Annotated in this window: 14 protein-coding genes; 6 read left to right on the forward strand and 8 right to left on the reverse strand. The window is 61.1% G+C overall.

The window, feature by feature from the left end; translation table 11 throughout:
• Positions 1–26: 26 nt before the first annotated feature.
• From DevBK_RS15935 to DevBK_RS15955, 5 genes are all read left to right on the forward strand, one after another.
• Entirely contained in the window at positions 27–1,649 is a 1,623-nt protein-coding gene (locus tag DevBK_RS15935) for a peptide ABC transporter substrate-binding protein (protein ID WP_317186166.1), read from the forward strand.
• A gap of 106 nt (positions 1,650–1,755) precedes the next feature.
• Entirely contained in the window at positions 1,756–2,679 is a 924-nt protein-coding gene (locus DevBK_RS15940; RefSeq protein WP_061909644.1) for an ABC transporter permease, read from the forward strand.
• Positions 2,679–3,599 carry an ABC transporter permease gene (locus tag DevBK_RS15945; protein ID WP_061909643.1) on the forward strand — a complete coding sequence of 307 codons (921 nt, stop codon included), beginning with the start codon at positions 2,679–2,681 and terminating at the stop codon, positions 3,597–3,599. The genes DevBK_RS15940 and DevBK_RS15945 overlap by 1 nt, the downstream gene beginning before the upstream one ends.
• Positions 3,599–4,582, forward strand: coding sequence for an ABC transporter ATP-binding protein (locus DevBK_RS15950; protein WP_062629145.1), 984 nt, complete (start codon positions 3,599–3,601; stop codon positions 4,580–4,582). The genes DevBK_RS15945 and DevBK_RS15950 overlap by 1 nt, the downstream gene beginning before the upstream one ends.
• Positions 4,582–5,601, forward strand: coding sequence for an ABC transporter ATP-binding protein (locus tag DevBK_RS15955; RefSeq protein ID WP_061909640.1), 1,020 nt, complete (start codon positions 4,582–4,584; stop codon positions 5,599–5,601). The genes DevBK_RS15950 and DevBK_RS15955 overlap by 1 nt, the downstream gene beginning before the upstream one ends.
• Before the next feature lie 178 nt (positions 5,602–5,779).
• Here the strand turns inward: DevBK_RS15955 and DevBK_RS15960 are convergent, their stop codons facing one another.
• From DevBK_RS15960 to DevBK_RS15995, 8 genes are all read right to left on the reverse strand, one after another.
• Positions 5,780–6,571, reverse strand: a complete 792-nt coding sequence (locus DevBK_RS15960; RefSeq protein WP_317186167.1) for an anti-sigma factor — start codon at positions 6,569–6,571, stop codon at positions 5,780–5,782.
• Positions 6,568–7,074 (reverse strand): sigma-70 family RNA polymerase sigma factor, encoded by a 507-nt coding sequence (locus tag DevBK_RS15965; protein WP_317186168.1) that lies wholly within the window; start codon positions 7,072–7,074, stop codon positions 6,568–6,570. Before DevBK_RS15965 ends, DevBK_RS15960 begins: the two co-directional genes overlap by 4 nt.
• A gap of 14 nt (positions 7,075–7,088) precedes the next feature.
• A complete protein-coding gene (locus tag DevBK_RS15970) occupies positions 7,089–7,481 on the reverse strand; it encodes a hypothetical protein (RefSeq protein WP_156351796.1) in 393 nt (130 codons plus the stop codon).
• Between the two features lie 155 nt (positions 7,482–7,636).
• The gene (hpt, locus tag DevBK_RS15975) at positions 7,637–8,182 is read right to left on the reverse strand and encodes a hypoxanthine phosphoribosyltransferase (RefSeq protein ID WP_061909634.1); all 546 of its coding nucleotides are present in this window, start codon (positions 8,180–8,182) and stop codon (positions 7,637–7,639) included.
• A 277-nt stretch (positions 8,183–8,459) separates the two neighbouring features.
• Positions 8,460–9,887 carry a glutamate synthase subunit beta gene (locus tag DevBK_RS15980; RefSeq protein ID WP_317186169.1) on the reverse strand — a complete coding sequence of 476 codons (1,428 nt, stop codon included), beginning with the start codon at positions 9,885–9,887 and terminating at the stop codon, positions 8,460–8,462.
• A 103-nt stretch (positions 9,888–9,990) separates the two neighbouring features.
• Entirely contained in the window at positions 9,991–14,727 is a 4,737-nt protein-coding gene (gene gltB, locus DevBK_RS15985; protein ID WP_410494087.1) for a glutamate synthase large subunit, read from the reverse strand.
• Between the two features lie 504 nt (positions 14,728–15,231).
• Complete coding sequence (gene dps / locus DevBK_RS15990; protein ID WP_046144029.1) at positions 15,232–15,705, reverse strand: DNA starvation/stationary phase protection protein Dps; 474 nt, start codon at positions 15,703–15,705, stop codon at positions 15,232–15,234.
• A gap of 162 nt (positions 15,706–15,867) precedes the next feature.
• Entirely contained in the window at positions 15,868–16,323 is a 456-nt protein-coding gene (locus DevBK_RS15995) for an Hsp20 family protein (RefSeq protein WP_061909628.1), read from the reverse strand.
• Positions 16,324–16,730: 407 nt separating this feature from the next.
• Here DevBK_RS15995 and DevBK_RS16000 point away from each other — a divergent pair, with 407 nt between their 5' ends.
• A complete protein-coding gene (locus DevBK_RS16000) occupies positions 16,731–17,705 on the forward strand; it encodes an alpha/beta hydrolase (protein ID WP_317186170.1) in 975 nt (324 codons plus the stop codon).
• Positions 17,706–17,710 lie beyond the last annotated feature (5 nt).

Consider the following 17,710-nt stretch of genomic DNA (forward strand, 5'->3'; position numbering starts at 1 on the left):
GAATTCCACAAGGAGATGGGACGACAATGACGTTCACGACAGCCTTCAAGGCGATCGCAACCGCCGGCGCCATGGCGCTGATGATGTCGACGGCGGCTTCAGCCGTTACTCTGCAGCTGCACAATGGCGGTGATCCGGGCACACTGGATCCGCACAAGGCTTCGGGTGACTGGGAAAACCGCGTCATCGGCGATTACATTGAAGGCCTGCTTACGGAAAACGCCAAGGCCGAGGCCATTCCTGGCCAGGCCGAAAGCTGGGACATTTCGGAAGACGGCACTGTCTATACCTTCCACCTTCGTGACGGCATTCAGTGGTCGGACGGCGAGCCGGTAACCGCGGGCGATTTCGTCTTCGCGTTCCAGCGCCTCTTCAACCCGGCAACTGCCGCGGACTACGCTTACCTCCAGTTCCCGATCAAGAACTCGGAAAAGATCAACTCGGGCGAAATCACCGATTTCAACGAGCTTGGTGTCAAGGCGATCGACGACAAGACCCTCGAAATCACGCTCGAAGCCCCGACCCCCTTCTTCCTCGATGCGCTGACGCACTACACCGCCTATCCGGTTCCGCAGCATCTGGTTGAAAAGTTCGGCGACCAGTGGACCAATGTATCCAACATCGTCGGCAATGGCCCATACCTGATCAAGGAATGGCTGCCAGGCTCCTATGTCCGTTCGGAAAAGAACCCGGACTATTATGATGCCGCCAACGTCAAGATCGACGAAGTCTTCTACCACGTGCTCGAAGATCAGGCCGCAGCGCTCAACCGCTACCGCGCCGGTGAATTCGACATCCTGACCGACTTCCCCGCTGACCAGTATCAGTGGCTGCAGGACAATATGCCGGGCCAGGCGCATGTCGTGCCGTTCCTCGGTGTCTATTACTACGTGATGAACCAAGAAGAGGGCCAGGTCCTCTCCGACGTCCGCATCCGCGAAGCGCTGTCGACGACGGTCCTGCGTGAAGTGATCGGGCCCGATATCCTGGGCACGGGTGAACTGCCGGCCTATGGCTGGGTGCCCCCAGGGACCAACAACTATGTCGCCGAAGCTGATGCCTATATGCCAGAATGGGCTGCAACGCCTTATGAAGAGCGTGTCGAGCATGCCAAGGAACTGATGACCGAAGCTGGTTATGGTCCCGACAAGCCGCTGACCCTGCAGCTGCGCTACAACACCAATGACAACCACCAGCGTATCGCCGTGGCGATTGCCGCCATGTGGGAGCCGCTTGGTGTCAAGGTCGAGCTCTTCAACGCCGAAACCGCCGTGCACTATGATGCGCTGCGCGCCGGCGACTTCCAGGTCGGCCGTGCCGGCTGGCTGCTCGACTATTCCGATCCGTCCAATACCCTCGACCTCCTCAAGACCGGCACCAACCAGGCCGGCACGATGAACTGGGGCAACAACTATGGTCGCTTCTCGAACGAAGAGTTCGACGGCCTCCTGAGCCAGGCGTCGACCGAGCTCGATCTCGATGCCCGCGCCAAGCTCCTGGCCCAGGCCGAAAAGATCGCCATGGACGATTTCGCTGCGATCCCGATCTATTGGTACGTGTCCAAGGACGTCGTATCGCCCAAGATCTCGGGCTTCGAAGAAAACGCCAAGAACATCTTCCGCACCCGCTGGCTCTCGAAGTCGGAATAAGCGGAAAATACGAAACGTGGGGGCCCGGTGCCCCCACGGTTCTTTTGCCGTCTAGCGCCCTCCGGCCCCTCCGTTTCTGGCGCAACGGCTTAGGAGTTCACGATACATGTTGGCCTATGCCTTCCGGCGTGTGCTTTCGGCTATTCCGATCGCACTGATTGCCGTCACAGCCTGTTTCTTCATTCTGCGCCTTGCGCCCGGTGGTCCCTTCGACGGCGAGCGTGCCTTGCCCCCGACCGTGTTGGCGAACCTGCGCGCGCACTACAATCTCGACCAGCCGCTGGTCGTGCAGTATTTCCTTTATATCTGGCGCCTTTTGCATGGCGACCTCGGTCCTTCGATGGTGATCGACGGCTTCAATGTCAGCCAGCTCATCTCCATCGGCTTTCCGTTCACCCTGACCATGGCGCTCTGCGCCTTCGTGATCGCGACCGCCATCGGCATGCTCGCCGGCATGGTGGCCGCCGTTTATCAGAACAAGTGGCCGGACTATGTGCTGGTGCTCGCCGTGATGGTGGGCGTGCTGATCCCCAACTTCCTGATGGCCGCGCTGTTGCAGCTCTGGTTCGGCGTTTACCTCAAATGGGTTCCGGCCGGTGGCTGGGTCAGCGGGAGCGTCTGGCACCTCATCTTGCCGGTGACCGTTCTTGCCTGGCCGCATGCGGGGCGTATCTCGCGCCTGATGCGTGGCTCGATGATCGAAGTGCTTGGCACCAATTACGTGCGCACTGCGCGGTCAAAGGGGCTTGGTGAACGTCTGGTGCTGTCGCGCCACGCGATCAAGCCGGCGCTGCTGCCCGTCGTGTCCTATCTCGGACCGGGCCTCTCCTACCTCCTCACCGGCTCGCTGGCCGTCGAACAGATTTTCGGCCTGCCCGGTATCGGCAAATATTTCGTCACGGCCGCGCTCAACCGCGACTATGGCGTCGTTCTGGGGACGACCATCCTCTACATGTTCATTATTCTCGCGCTCAATCTGATCGTCGACCTCGTCTATGCCTGGCTCGATCCCAAGGTGAGGTACCGCTGATGGCTGGCCTGACCGGTAAAGACCAGGTTCTCACGACCTATGCCAATAAGCTTGCGACGCTCGATGCGCCCAAGGGGCGATCGCTGACGCAGGACGCCATGCGGCGCCTCGTGCGCAACAAGATGGCCGTCATCTCGATCTTCGTTCTGGTGACGATCGTCATCCTTGCGATCATCGGGCCCTATTTCGTGCCTTGGGGCTATTCCCAGGTGGATTGGAGCAATATCCGCAAGCCGCCCAATTTCGAGGTGGGGCACTATTTCGGGACCGACCAGAACGGTCGCGATATGCTCGCGCGCGTGCTGCAGGGCACGCAGATGAGCCTGATAGTCGCGTTTGTCGCGACCTTTGTGTCGGTGACGATCGGCGTCGTCTATGGCGCTGTGGCGGGCTATTTCGGTGGCCGGGTCGACGCAGTGATGATGCGCATCGTCGATATCATGTATGCGCTGCCCTACATTCTCTTCGTCATCATTCTCGTCGTGATGTTCGGTCGTAATCCGGTGCTGCTGTTTGTCGGTATCGGCGCCATCGAATGGCTGACCATGGCGCGTATCGTGCGTGGGCAAACGCTCTCGATCAAGGAGAAGGAATTCGTCGAAGCGGCGCGTGCCGGTGGGGCAAAGCCCTTCACCATCATCATGCGCCACATCGTTCCGAACCTGACCGGGCCGGTGGTGATCTACGCAACCCTGACTATTCCTGAAATCATCATTGCCGAGAGCTTCCTCTCTTATCTCGGCCTTGGTGTGCAGGAGCCGCAGACCTCGCTCGGCACGCTGATTTCGGCCGGTGCGCCGGTTGCCGAAGTCATGCCCTGGATGCTGCTTGCGCCAGCGGCTGTGCTCGTCACGCTGCTCTTTTGCCTCACCTATATCGGGGACGGTCTGCGCGACGCGCTCGACCCCAAGGATCGCTGATGACCAAAGTTCTTTCCGTAGAAGACCTCGGCGTCACCTTTGCTCTGCATGAGAGCGAAGTGCGCGCGGTCAACGACCTCAACTTCTCGCTCGAAGCGGGAGAAACGCTTGCCGTGGTGGGCGAAAGCGGCTCGGGCAAGAGCCAGGCTTTCCTCTCCATCATGGGCCTGCTTGCCAAGAACGGCCGCACCAGCGGCCGGGCGATGCTGGGCGACGTCAATCTCGTCGGCATGGAGAAATCGCGCCTTGATCGCATCCGCGGCAAGGATATCGCGATGATTTTCCAGGATCCGATGACCTCGCTCAATCCAAGCCTGCGGGTCAAAACCCAGCTTGCCGAAGTGCTGGTCAAGCATCGCGGTTTCGACAAGGGCAAGGCCGAAAAGACCGCGATCGAGATGCTGGAACGGGTCGGCATTCCCGAACCCGTCAAGCGCGCCAATGCCTATCCGCACGAGATGAGCGGCGGCATGCGCCAGCGCGTGATGATCGCCATGGCTCTCCTCTGCCAGCCGAAAATCCTGATCGCTGACGAGCCGACCACGGCGCTCGACGTGACGGTGCAGGCGCAGATGCTCGATCTCTTCAAGTCGCTGACCGAAGACTTTGGCACCTCGCTCGTGATCATCACCCATGATCTCGGCGTCGTTGCCGGCGTCGCCGATCGCATGATGGTCATGTATGGCGGCCGGGCGGTCGAAAAGGGCACGGTCGACGATCTGTTCTATGATCCGCGCCACCCCTACACCCTTGGGCTCTTGCACTCGACTCCACATATCGCCCAGCGCGCGGCGCGGCTCGACCCGATCCAGGGCCTGCCGCCGAGCCTTGAACACCTGCCCAAGGGCTGCTCGTTCAATCCGCGCTGCGCCTTCTGCTTCGACCGGTGCCTCGAGGAACGTCCGCCGCTGATGCCCACCGAAAGCGGGCGTGAGAAGGCGTGTTTCTATGAAGGCCCGCTCAAATATGGAAAGGTCGCGTAATGATCGAGACCCCAACCAATCTGATCGAGATCAGGGACCTCAAGAAGACCTTTTCAATCTCTACCGGGCTTTTCGGCCGTGCGCTGAGCCTGACGGCCCTTGAAAATATCAACTTCTCGGTCAAGAAGGGCGAAACGCTCGGGATCGTGGGCGAAAGCGGTTGCGGCAAGTCGACGCTCGGCCGCTGCATCCTGCAATTGCTCTCGCCGGACGAGGGCCAGGTGCTCTGGCTTGGCCAGGACCTGACGAAACTGCCGGCCGAAGAAATGCGCAAGCGTCGCGCTGATCTCCAGATCATTTTCCAGGATCCGCTGGCTTCGCTCAATCCGCGCATGACCGTGGGCGATATCATCGAAGATCCGCTCAAGACGCTGCGTCCGGAAATGAACAAGACCGATCGTCGCGCCAAGGTCGTCAAGACCATGGAAGCGGTCGGCCTCTTGCCCGAAATGATCAACCGCTATCCGCACGAATTTTCGGGCGGGCAGGCGCAACGTATCGGCATTGCCCGGGCGCTGATCACCGACCCGAAGCTGATCGTCTGCGACGAGCCGGTTTCGGCGCTCGACGTGTCGATCCAGGCGCAGATCCTCAATCTCTTGGCCGAGCTCAAGGACGAATTCGGGCTGACGCTGATCTTCATCTCGCACAACCTTTCGGTGGTGCGGCACGTGTCGGATCGCATCCTCGTGCTCTATCTCGGGCGGATTGTTGAGCTTGCGACCGGAGACGAGATCTATGAGGACCCAAAGCACCCCTATACACGGGCGCTGCTGACGGCGGTGCCCATCCCCGATCCGAAACTGGCGCGACAGCGCAATATCGATGCGCTCAAGGGCGAAATTCCATCGCCGATCAATCCGCCATCGGGGTGCACATTCCGCACGCGCTGCCGGTTCGCCAAGCCACAATGCGCGGAAACGCGGCCCCCGCTTGAATCGATCGAGGGCGGGCGGCTCGTCGCCTGCATTCGCTGGCGGGAGATCGAAGTCGAAGCGCCGGTTGTCGTTCCGGCATAAGAGTTTCTCAAAGTTGGAGAGTGGCGGGCACCTGGTGTCCGCCATTTTTGTTTGGATTTTTAACACTCTCTGGCTGTCATCCCGGCCTTAAGCCGGGATCCATCTTGAGATTTGGGGATGGGCCCCGGCTCAAGGCCGGGGTGACAAAGAGTGGGGCTGTGGGCCGTGCAAGAGCCAATCAGGTCCGGTAGTTCGGTGTGCCCGGATTGAGCTGGGAAAACACCGAGCCGGCGATCCCCTGCAGTTTTTCCGCCGAATAGGGGGCTGTGATGGTGCAGGTGAGGACGTCGTCCGCCCAGAAGAGCGCGGTGTCGAGGCCGAGGGTGGCGACTTCGGTGCGGGGGGCGTCCGCAGCGGGGCGCGGGGTGATGTAGAGCGTCAGGCGCTCGCCATTGGTGTCTTCATACATGAGCTGTGCGGCCTTGCCACCGGGGACATCTGCCGCGGGGAGCAGGCGTCCGCCGAGGAAAGTGAGGCCGGATGCCGTAAGATCAGGCATGGCGAGATTGGTCTGGAGACGGTTCGATAGCCAGGAGGAGAGATGCTCTTGTTCGTCGCCACCGACTTCGACGGCGTGGCGTTTTTCCAGCACATAGACGGTGTGGGCGCTGACGGCATCGGCGATGAGACGATCGGCGATGGCGGGCGTATCGGTATTGCCGCGAATGAGCCAGCCGCCGCCAAGCCCGAGGCCGAGAAGCACGACGGCAGCGGCAGCCTGGGTCCAAAACCGGCTGCGGCGCTGATCTTGGGCGCGGGCGAGACGGTTTACCGAGAGACGTGGGGGCACGGGCTCGGCGCCGGCTGGAGCGTAAAGGGTTCGGATAGCGTCGGCCTGACGCTGCAGGAGCGCGACTTCGGCAGCAGCATCCGGATTTGTGGCAAGGAACGCTTCGACTTCTGCGCGGCGCGCGGGATCGAGCTGTCCATCGACATAGGCCATGAGCGTATCGCGGGTGATGTCGCTCATTTGACGGTCCTCAGATGGGGTTCGGCGGGCGCGCCAGTCAGGGTTTTCAGCGTCGCGCGGGCGCGGCCCAGGCGGCTCATCAGGGTGCCGAGGGGAATAGCGAGAATGTCGGCGGCCTCCTTATAGGCAAGGCCTTCAAGGGTCACCAGAAGCAGAGCCTCCTTTTGCTCGGGCGGCAGGGTATCGATGGCGCGGGCGAGTTCGGCAAGCGCGAGATGGCCGGGCTGGGCGGCGGGGACCGCTGGCTCGGGAATGCTCGAGAGATCAAGCGTTTCGCCGCGGCGGCGCTGGCCGCGGAGGCTGTTGCGGTAAAGATTGACGAGGATGGTGAAAAGCCAGGGGCGCACCGGGCCGGTTGGGCGGAACAGGCGGCGGCGGGAAATGGCGCGTTCGAGACAATCCTGCACGAGATCGTCGGCGCGATCGAGGTCCCGCGTCAGCGCGCGCGCATAGCGGCGCAAAGCGGGGACGGCGTCTTCGATCTCGTGCAGGATGTCAGCCAAAATCGGCCTCTGGATTATTCGATGGCAAGATGCCAGACGCCGCCGACGCCGTCACCCTTGGTTTCGCCGGCTGCGGTATCTTCATACCAGTAGTAGAGGGGCATAGACTTGTAGGCCCACATTTTCGTGCCGTCGGTACGGTCGACGATGGTGAAATCGCCTTCTGCCTTGGCAGACGCGTCGGCGAACAGCGGCGGCCACTTTTCGGCGCAGGTGTCGTAGCAATTGGAGACGCCGGCCGTGTCCTTGTCGAAGATGTAGAGCGTCATGCCATTGGCATCGGTCAAGACGGATTTGCCAGCGATATCAGTGGATTTGACGGCGCCGCCGACATAGTCGGTGGCAAAGGCGGGAGCGGCGACGAGGGCCAGCGCAAAGGCGCCGGCGAGAACGGAACGCAGGATCATTGGTTTTCTCCTTGCAGCAGCCACGCAATGCGGCCTGCAGGAAGACGAACACCGGTGGCGTTCGTTTAATCCCGTTTTTTTGAAATTTTTGTCGCCGGGATGAAAATCCCTGAAGATCTCGCGATGACAGCCGACGGGCGGGTATGAGAGGATGATCACGCCTCGTCGGTGAAGCGGACGGCGCCGATATGGGGCAAGTTGCGATTGCGCTGGGCGTAGTCGATGCCATAGCCGACGACGAAGCGATCGGGGATTTCAAAGCCGAGCCACTTGGCGTTGATTTCGGTCTCGCGGCGGCTGGGTTTCGAGAGCAGCGCGCAGACTTCCATGCGGCGCGGATGGCGCGTTTCGAGGATTTCGAGAACGTGTTTAAGTGTATGGCCCGTATCGATAATATCCTCGACGACCAACACGTCGCGATTGGCGATTTCGCCGCGTAGATCCTTCAGGATGCGGACTTCGCGGCTCGATTCCATGGCATTGCCATAGGACGAGGCTTCGATGAAATCGACTTCGACCGGCAAGTCGAGTTCGCGGACGAGGTCGGCGATGAAGATGAAGGAGCCGCGCAAAAGACCGACGACGACGAGCTTGTCGGTATCGGCAAAATGCGTGGATATCTCTTTGGCGAGAGCCTCGACGCGGGCGGCGATCGACTTGGCCGAGATCAGTTCATCGACGACATAGGGCTTTTGGGTCATGGCAGATCCGAGTCACGCGAGAGGCGGAACTGTTAGCAGACCGTTAGCTTTGAGGGTAGCCAAAGCGGAAATTGGGTGCAGTTTGGTTAGCGGCGCGGGGGCACCATCCAATCGCTGCACTTTGTTGCAAATTCGCTGGCTGTCATCCCGGCCTCGAGCCGGAATCCATCCTGAGATCTCAAGATGGGCCCCCGGCTTTCGCAGGGGTGACAATCGAGTTTTAGATTGCATCGAGGTCAAATCCCCGCCCTGGACGGGCGGGGATAAGGTGCAAAAATTACCTCGGCAGATCCGTCTTGCCCATGAGATCAAAATCGATGGCACGGGCGGCTTGGCGGCCTTCGCGGATGGCCCAGACGACGAGGGATTGGCCGCGGCGCATGTCGCCGGCGGCGTAGACTTTTGGCTTGGAGGTGCGGTAGCTCATCGTGTCGGCAAAGAGATTGCCGCGCTTGTCGAGGTCGGCGCCGAGTTCGCTCAGCATGCCTTCGACGACCGGGCCGGCAAAGCCGATGGCCAGCAAAACCATGTCAGCCTTGATGATGAATTCACTGCCTGGGATCGGCTGGCGCTTGCGGTCGACGCGAGCGCATTCGACGCCCGAGACCTGACCCTTGGCATTGCCGATGATCTTCATCGTGCCGGCGGAGAATTCGCGGATGGCGCCTTCGGCCTGGGAGGACGAGGTGCGCATCTTGACCGCCCAATTGGGCCAGTTGGTCAGCTTGTTTTCTAGTTCCGGCGGCATGGGGCGGACGTCGAGCTGGGTGACGGCGATGGCGCCCTGGCGGAAGGAGGTGCCGACGCAATCGGACGCGGTATCGCCGCCCCCGACGACGACGACATGCTTGCCGGCGGCGGTCAGCTGCATTTCGCCCGAGACGTCTTCATAGCCGACGCGGCGGTTCTGCTGGACGAGGAAGGGCATTGCATAGTGAACGCCGGCAAATTGCTGGCCTTCGACATCGACTTCGCGCGGACGTTCCGAACCGCCGCAGAGCAAGACCGCATCGTGGTCGCGCTGGAGATCGGAGAGCGGCTTGTTGACGCCGATATTGGCGCCATAGTGGAAAGTGACGCCCTCGGCTTCCATCTGCGCGGTGCGGAAGTCGATGTGTTCCTTTTCCATCTTGAAGTCGGGAATGCCATAGCGGAGGAGACCGCCGGCCTTGGGCTCGCGCTCGAAGAGGTGGACTTCGTGACCGGCACGGGCAAGCTGCTGGGCGGCAGCGAGGCCGGCGGGACCGCCGCCGACGATGGCGACCTTCTTGCCGGTTTTCACCTTCGGGAGCTGCGGCTTGACCCAGCCGGCGCGGATTGCCTTGTCGGCAATGGCCTGCTCGACGGTCTTGATGGCGACCGGGCTATCTTCCAGATTCAGCGTGCACGCTTCCTCGCAGGGGGCGGGGCAGATGCGGCCGGTGAATTCGGGGAAATTGTTGGTCGAGTGGAGGTTGCGCGCGGCCTCTTCCCAATCGCCGTTGTAAACGAGATCGTTCCAATCGGGGATCTGGTTGTGGACGGGGCAGCCAGTATCGCCGTGACAGAACGGAATGCCGCAATCCATGCAGCGCGCCGCCTGGTCGACAATGCGGCCCTCGGTCATTGGGATGGTGAATTCGCCGAAGTGACGAATGCGGTCGGAGGCCGGCTCGTAGCGGGGCTCTTCGCGTTCGATCTCGAGAAAGCCGGTTACCTTACCCATGGCTTTTTCCCTATCTGATTTTCGGCGCTGAAAGCGCTCGTCTCAACATTTCTCGGGATCATCCCCGCTAGGGCGAGGATGATCCAGTGGGTTTGTTCGGTCGTTATTCGGCCGCCACGTGCGGGGTTGCGCCGCGCTTGCGTTCCATTTCGAGGATAGCGCGGCGATATTCGACCGGCATCACCTTGACGAATTTGGGACGCATCTCGGCCCAGTTGTCCAAAATCATCTTGGCCTTGGTCGAACCGGTATAGTGCAGGTGGTTCGAGATGAGCTGATGCAGGCGCTCGTCGTCGTGCTTGGTCATGTCGCCCGAAATGTCGACACGGCCATGCCATTCGAGATCACCACCGTGGTGGTGAAGTTTGCGCATCAGGTCTTCTTCTTCCTGCACCGGCTCGAGATCGACCATGGCGAGGTTGCAACGCGAGCGGAAGGTTTCGTCTTCGTCTAGGACGTAGGCGACACCACCAGACATGCCGGCCGCGAAGTTGCGACCCGTTGGGCCGATGACGACGACGAGACCGCCGGTCATATATTCGCAGCCATGGTCGCCCGTGCCTTCGACAACGGCGATGGCGCCGGAATTGCGGACGGCGAAGCGTTCGCCGGCAATGCCGCGGAAGTAGGCTTCACCAGCAATGGCGCCATAAAGCACCGTGTTGCCGACGATGATCGACTTTTCGGGCGAGAAGGTCACCTTGTCGGACGGGCGGACGACGATGCGGCCGCCGGACAGACCCTTGCCGACATAGTCATTGGCGTCGCCCACCATGTCGATGGAGATGCCCTTGGCAAGGAAAGCGCCAAAAGCCTGACCGGCCGTGCCCTTGAGGGTGATCGAGATCGTGTCTTCCGGCAGGCCTTCATGGCCATACTTCTTAGCGAGGGCGCCGGAAAGCATGGCGCCGGCCGAACGGTCACGCGAGCGGATCGGCAGCTCGAACTGCACGGCAGTGCCGTGTTCAAGGGCCGGGGCCGCGTGTTCGATCAGCTTGCGATCGAGAACCGCTTCCAGATGGTGGTTCTGGAACTCGGAGTGATAGAGCGTGTCGCCGCCAAGCGGTTCTGGCTTGTGGAAGATCTTTGCGAGGTCGATGCCTTCGCTCTTCCACTGGTCTTCGGCACGGCGCTGATCGAGCAGATCGGAGCGACCGATCAGTTCGTTGAGCGTGCGTGCGCCCATGGCGGCGAGGAGGCCGCGCAGCTCTTCGGCGATGAAGAAGAAGTAGTTGATGACGTGTTCGGGCGTGCCCTTGAAACGCTTGCGCAGCACCGGGTCCTGGGTGGCGACGCCAACCGGGCAGGTGTTGAGGTGACACTTGCGCATCATGATGCAGCCGGCCGCGATCAGTGGCGCAGTCGAGAAACCGAATTCGTCAGCGCCGAGGAGGGCGCCGACGAGGACGTCACGGCCAGTCTTCAAGCCGCCATCGACCTGCAGCTTTACGCGGGACCGAAGGCGGTTGAGGACCAAAGTTTGATGGGTTTCGGCGAGGCCGATTTCCCATGGGCCGCCGGCATGCTTGAGCGAGGTCAAAGGCGAAGCGCCGGTGCCACCATCGTAGCCTGAAATGGTGATGTGGTCGGCGCGGGCCTTGGCAACGCCGGCCGCAACCGTGCCGACGCCCATTTCGGACACGAGCTTGACGGAGATGTCGGCGGCTTCATTGACGTTCTTCAGGTCATAGATGAGCTGGGCGAGATCTTCGATCGAGTAGATGTCGTGATGCGGCGGGGGCGAAATGAGGCCCACGCCCGGCGTCGAATGACGTGTCTTGGCGACGATCCAATCGACCTTATGGCCGGGCAGCTGGCCGCCTTCGCCGGGCTTGGCGCCCTGCGCGACCTTGATCTGGATCTGGTCGGCATTGACCAGATATTCGGTGGTGACGCCGAAGCGGCCGGAGGCGACCTGCTTGATGGCGGAGCGCAGGGGATTGCGCGAGCCATCGGGCAAGGGCTTGTAACGATCAGGCTCTTCGCCGCCTTCGCCGGTGTTCGACTTGCCGCCGATCCGGTTCATGGCGATGGCGAGCGTCGTATGGGCTTCGCGGCTGATCGAGCCGAAGGACATGGCGCCGGTGACGAAGCGCTTGACGATCTCGACGGCCGGTTCGACCTCGTCGATGGAAACGGCGGTGCCGAGCGGCTTGATGTCGAAGAGGTGGCGGATGGCGAGATAGCCGTTTTCGCCCGAGTTCACACGGTGCGCAAAGCTGTCGTAGCGATCCTTTGCCGTTTCCGGGCTTTCATCGAACGTGCGGACGGCGTGCTGGAGATCAGCAACGACGTCCGGGCTCCAGGCGTGCTTTTCGCCGCGGATGCGATAGGCATATTCGCCGCCGACATCGAGGGCCTTCTTGAGCACCACATCGTCGCCAAAGGCTTCGGCGTGGCGGCGCACGGTTTCTTCCGAGACTTCGGCGAGGCCGACGCCTTCGATGGAGGTGGCGGTGCCAAAGAAGAACTTCTTCACAAAGTCGGAGTTGAGGCCGACCGCGTCAAAGATCTGGGCGCCGCAATAGGACTGGTAGGTCGAAATGCCCATCTTGGACATGACCTTGAGGAGGCCCTTACCCACCGACTTGATGTAGCGGTAGACGACTTCGTCAGCCGACACTTCGGGCGGATATTCGCCTTCGGCGTGGAGCGCGGCGAGCGCTTCAAACGCGAGGTAGGGGTTGATCGCTTCGGCGCCATAGCCGGCGAGCATGGCGAAGTGGTGCATTTCGCGGGCTTCGCCGGTTTCGACGACGAGGCCGGACGAGGTGCGCAGACCCTTGCGGATCAGGTGGTGATGCACGGCAGCGGTCGCCAGCAACGCTGGTATCGCGATGCGGTCGGCAGCGACCAGACGGTCAGACAGAATAATAATGTTGTATTCGCCGCGCACGGCTTCTTCGGCGACGGCGCAGAGGTCTTCGAGCGCCTTTTCCATGCCTTCAGCGCCCTGGGAGGCGTGATAGGTGATGTCGAGGGTGCGCGTCTTGAACTGATTGTCCTCCATGTCACCAATACCGCGGATCTTTTCGAGATCCTCGTTGGTGAGAATGGGCTGGCGGACTTCGAGGCGCTTTTGCTTACTGACGCCTTCGAGATCGAAAATGTTCGGGCGCGGGCCGATGAAGGAGACAAGGCTCATCACCGATTCCTCGCGGATCGGGTCGATGGGCGGGTTGGTCACCTGCGCAAAATTCTGCTTGAAATAGGTATAGAGGAGCTTGGACTTGTTCGACAGCGCCGAGATCGGCGTGTCCGTGCCCATCGAGCCGACGGCTTCCTGGCCGGTGGTGGCCATAGGCGCCATCAGAAGCTTGATGTCTTCCTGGGTGTAGCCAAAGGCCTGCATACGATCGAGGAGGGACTCCGAGGTGGTCGGGGCCTTGGGTTCGGTTTCGGGCAGGTCTTCAAGGACGATCTGCGAACGGGCGAGCCATTCGGCATAGGGGTTCTTGGTGGCCAGAACCTTCTTGATCTCGTCGTCCGAGATGATGCGGCCTTCTTCAAGGTCGATCAGCAGCATGCGGCCGGGCTGGAGGCGCCAGCGCTCGACGATGTCTTCGTCGGGAATATCGAGGACGCCGGATTCCGAGGCCAAGACGACGTGGCCTTCCTTGGTCACGAGATAACGCGCCGGGCGGAGGCCGTTGCGGTCGAGGGTCGCGACGACATAGCGGCCGTCCGAGAGGGACATGGCGGCAGGGCCGTCCCATGGCTCCATCAGGGCAGCGTGATATTCGTAGAAGGCGCGGCGCGTTTCATCCATCAGCGGATTGCCGGCCCAGGCTTCGGGGATCAGCATCATGGCTGCGTGGGGCAGCGAATAGCCGCCGCGCACGAGGAATTCGAGCGCGTTATCGAAGCAGGCGGTGTCCGACTGACCTTCGTAGGAGATCGGCCAGATCTTTGTGATGTCATCGCCGAAGAGGGGCGAAGAGACCGACGCCTGGCGCGCGGCCATCCAGTTGACGTTGCCACGGATGGTGTTGATTTCACCATTGTGGGTGGTCATGCGGTAGGGGTGCGCGAGCTTCCAGCTTGGGAAGGTGTTGGTCGAGAAACGCTGGTGGACGAGGGCGATGGCGCTCTCGAAGCTTTCGTCAGACAGGTCAGGGTAAAAGGCGCCGAGCTGATAGGCGAGAAACATGCCCTTATAGACAAGTGTGCGCGCCGACATCGAGACGACGTAAAAGCCGTTGTCGCTGTCGCTTTCGGGGACCTGCTTATAGACGGTGTTGGAAATGACCTTGCGCACGATGAGGAGCTTGCGCTCGAACTCGTCGATGGTGAGGCCATCGGGGCGGGCGATGACCATCTGCTCGATGATCGGCTGGGTGGCGATGACGCCTTCGGAGAGCTTGGAATTATCGAAGGGAACGACGCGCTCGCCGAGTAGCTCGAGGCCTTCGGCATCGAGGCAGGCGCGGACGGCGGCGGCGCAGCGATCGCGCAAAGCGACGATGTTGGGATAAAAGATCATGGCCACGGCGTAGTGGCCCTTTTCCGGCAGGGCGAAGGGCAGGACCTTCTGGAAGAAGGCGTGCGGGGTCTGCACCAGAATGCCGGCGCCATCGCCCATCAGGGGATCGGCGCCCACAGCGCCGCGGTGCTCGAGGTTCTCAAGGATTTCGAGACCCTTTTCGACCACTTCATGGCTGGGCTTGTTCTTGATGTTGGCGATCATGCCGATGCCGCAGGCATCGTGCTCGTTGGCTGGATCATAGAGACCTTGAGCCTGAGGACGACCGTCAACGCGCTTGCCATCAAGGATCAGGGTTTTGCGAGTATTGGCTTTCGCGGTGACCGGAAGAGAAAATCCGTTCGTCTCGTGTGCCATATCGTGTTCCTCGCTATCTGATCGTGCCTGTTGCCAGGCTTGGTTCGCTATGTCGTATGCATCCTGATGGTGCCGGTGCCGGCCCGCTGGATGCAGTCTTGTTCCTCAGTGGGCACGCTTTTCGACCGGGTCGTACTTTTCGTACGGCTCAGCGAACAAAGTCGCGTCCATGCGTGGGGAGCGGCGCTGCATCCAAATGGCCGCTCATAATTCGAGCTATCTTAGCTCCGCCTATTCGTTTCCGCTATCCTGTAACGGGCCAGCCGAACCAGCGTGCGCACTTGGCCGCGGAGAGCGGGGTGCGCGTCAGATAGGACAGAAGCACTGCCCTAACGCCTTCACATTTGCATAATTCCAAACTGCGAGCAAGCGCTTTTGCCAGATTTGAGACACAAATAATAGGACTTTGCTGGCGAAAGAATAGGAAAGCGTAGGAGAACCACGCTACAAAACGCAAAAAGCGCGCTGGTCGGCGCGCTTTTTATGGTTAATGGCGGGTAAATCCTATTCGAGATGGGATTTGATGAACCACAGGTCCTTGTCGAGCTCGCGCGAGAAATTGGTGAGAATATCGGCCGTGTCGGCATCGCCGGCTTCGTCGGTGGTGTCGATATCTTCGCGGACCTGGTTGGCGAGGGCAGCATAGCGCTCGGCGAGGGCGGCGAGGTGATCGGCAACCTTGCGGATATCGGTGGGATAGGCTTCGAGGCTCGTGGCTTTGGCGACAACCTGGCTGGTGCCAAGCGCAATGCCGTCGAGCTGGGCGACGCGTTCGGCGATGATGTCGACGTGATTGTCGATTGCCGCGCGCATGGGATCGAGCATTTCATGGACGCCGATGAAATTGGGGCCCTTCAAATTCCAGTGGGCTTGCTTGGTGATCAGGGCGAGGTCGATGGCGTCGGCGAGGCGGGCATTGAGCACGTCGATGACGGCGGCCTTGGCATTGGATTTGAGGGTGATCGAGGGAGTCTTCATCGGGAATGGTCCTGACGCTGGTTTTGAAACTGAGGGCTCTTGAGCCGTGTGCATCTTCAACTGGCCAGACTGGTGACTCGTTCCTCGCACCCAAGACAGGGCTGACAAACAAAAAGCGCGGCCCTTGGGGGACCGCGCCTTCTTCATTCCGGAACTATCGGTTTAGTTAACCGACTTGTCCTCGATCGTCGGGGTGCTGCCATTGATCGAAATGGTGCGCGGCTTCTTGCTTTCGGGCAGTTCGCGCTTCAGTTCGAGATGGAGCAGGCCGTTTTCGAGCGTTGCGCCCTGAACCTCGACATAATCGGCAAGCTGGAAACGCAGCTCGAAGGCGCGTTCGGCAATGCCGCGATGGAGGAATTCGCGCTTGGCATCGGCGCTCTCGGCGGCCTTTGCGCCTTTGACGACGAGGCTGTTCTCCTTAGTCTCGATGGCGATGTCGCCATTGGAGAACCCGGCTACGGCAATGGAGATGCGATAGGCATCTTCGCCGGTGCGCTCGATATTATAGGGCGGGTAGGATTTGGTTTCCTGGGTGCCCAGCGTGTCGAGGCGGTTGAACAGACGGTCAAAGCCGACGGTGGAGCGATAGAAGGGGGAAAAATCAAAGGTCTGCATTTGTCACATTCTCCGTAAAGCAACGTGTGTTTTCGGGTGCATTTGGCACCCCTCGCCGACGGCTCCCGTGGTGCTCCCAGAAGTGGCGAGCGACCGTTTGGCAGGGCCGGTGTCCCCGGAAATCCGGCGAACGAATGATATTTAGGTGCGGGTTTTCGGGGTTCAAGAGGGGAAAAACGCATCTCTCATGGCGTGCCCGATGAACCGAATATGAATGATAGGGTCCGGCCCGGTTCAGGCGCTGGGGCGCATAAAGTCAGCGTAGGCCACACGGTCTACAAAGCGGTTCCGTCATCCGCCCCCCGCACGGAACCGTCGGTTAAAGAAAGCCAGTGTTCCGCCAGCCCGGAATGCTGGCTTTTCTTTACCTAGCGCGTTTATCGTGCGGCTCAAATTCGGAGGCGCCCGTGACCGCAAAGGTCGATCCCACTGGACCCAAGCTTGCCATCGTCCCCTCCAATCCGGTGCCGGACGGCGTCCGGGTGGGCTTTGTGACGACCCCGGACCGGGTCAAGCTACGCTATGCGATCTGGCCGAAATCGGCGGGGCCGCATCGCGGCACAGTGTGCCTTGTCCAGGGACGCACGGAATATATCGAAAAGTATTTCGAGACGGTCGCCGATTTTCAGGCGCGCGGCTTTGCGGTCGCGACCTTTGACTGGCGCGGGCAGGGTGGCTCGGACCGGCTGATCGGCAATCCGGCGGTGGGTTATGTCGACCGGTTCGAGGATTATTGGACCGATCTCAAAACCTTTCACGGCGAAATCCTGCTGCCCGACTGCCCGCCGCCATTCTATCTGGTCGGGCATTCCATGGGCGGGCTCGCTTCGCTCTTTGCCGCGACGCGCGACCGGATGATGTTCGACCGCATGTTTCTGTCGGCGCCCATGGTCAGTCTTTCGGGCATGGAAGACAGTCTTGGCGCCTGGGGCGGCTTTGCCGAAGTCCTGAGCTTTATCGGGCTAGGCGCCGTGCCGCTCAAGCGGCGGGGCGACAAGAGGCCGACCGAAGCAAGCTTTCTCGATAATCCCCTGACCTCGGACATGCTGCGCTATATGCGTATGGTCGAAACCATCCGCTCCGACGATAGTCTTTATCTCGGCTCGCCCAGCTTTCGGTGGCTGGCGGCGGCGATGCGCGCCATGGTCGAAGCCAATCGCGAAGAGTTTGCGAGCCGGCTGCAGATCCCGCTCCTCGTGCTTGCCGCGGCGCGCGACACGATCGTCTCCACCCCGGCGCTCGAACAGCTCGGCCTGCGGCTCCGCAATGGACGGCACGTCGTCGTCGCTGGCGCCAAGCATGAACTGTTCATGGAAACCGACCCCGTGCGCGGCCAAGTGCTGGCGGCCTTCGACGCCTTCATCACAAATCAGACCCGCTAAGCGTT

It is taken from the genome of Devosia sp. BK, assembly GCF_032907385.1.
In the GTDB taxonomy this organism is placed as follows: Bacteria; Pseudomonadota; Alphaproteobacteria; order Rhizobiales; family Devosiaceae; genus Devosia.

Excerpts from the sequence above, each read along its gene's own strand:
- DevBK_RS15940 (WP_061909644.1), top strand. The coding sequence starts at position 1,756 with ATGTTGGCCTATGCCTTCCGGCGTGTGCTTTCGGCTATTCCGATCGCA.
- DevBK_RS15960 (WP_317186167.1), bottom strand. The coding sequence starts at position 6,571 with ATGAGCGACATCACCCGCGATACGCTCATGGCCTATGTCGATGGACAG.
- DevBK_RS15950 (WP_062629145.1), top strand. The coding sequence starts at position 3,599 with ATGACCAAAGTTCTTTCCGTAGAAGACCTCGGCGTCACCTTTGCTCTG.
- DevBK_RS15935 (WP_317186166.1), top strand. The coding sequence starts at position 27 with ATGACGTTCACGACAGCCTTCAAGGCGATCGCAACCGCCGGCGCCATG.
- DevBK_RS15970 (WP_156351796.1), bottom strand. The coding sequence starts at position 7,481 with ATGATCCTGCGTTCCGTTCTCGCCGGCGCCTTTGCGCTGGCCCTCGTC.
- DevBK_RS15945 (WP_061909643.1), top strand. The coding sequence starts at position 2,679 with ATGGCTGGCCTGACCGGTAAAGACCAGGTTCTCACGACCTATGCCAAT.
- DevBK_RS15955 (WP_061909640.1), top strand. The coding sequence starts at position 4,582 with ATGATCGAGACCCCAACCAATCTGATCGAGATCAGGGACCTCAAGAAG.
- gltB (WP_410494087.1), bottom strand. The coding sequence starts at position 14,727 with ATGGCACACGAGACGAACGGATTTTCTCTTCCGGTCACCGCGAAAGCC.
- DevBK_RS15995 (WP_061909628.1), bottom strand. The coding sequence starts at position 16,323 with ATGCAGACCTTTGATTTTTCCCCCTTCTATCGCTCCACCGTCGGCTTT.
- dps (WP_046144029.1), bottom strand. The coding sequence starts at position 15,705 with ATGAAGACTCCCTCGATCACCCTCAAATCCAATGCCAAGGCCGCCGTC.
- hpt (WP_061909634.1), bottom strand. The coding sequence starts at position 8,182 with ATGACCCAAAAGCCCTATGTCGTCGATGAACTGATCTCGGCCAAGTCG.
- DevBK_RS15980 (WP_317186169.1), bottom strand. The coding sequence starts at position 9,887 with ATGGGTAAGGTAACCGGCTTTCTCGAGATCGAACGCGAAGAGCCCCGC.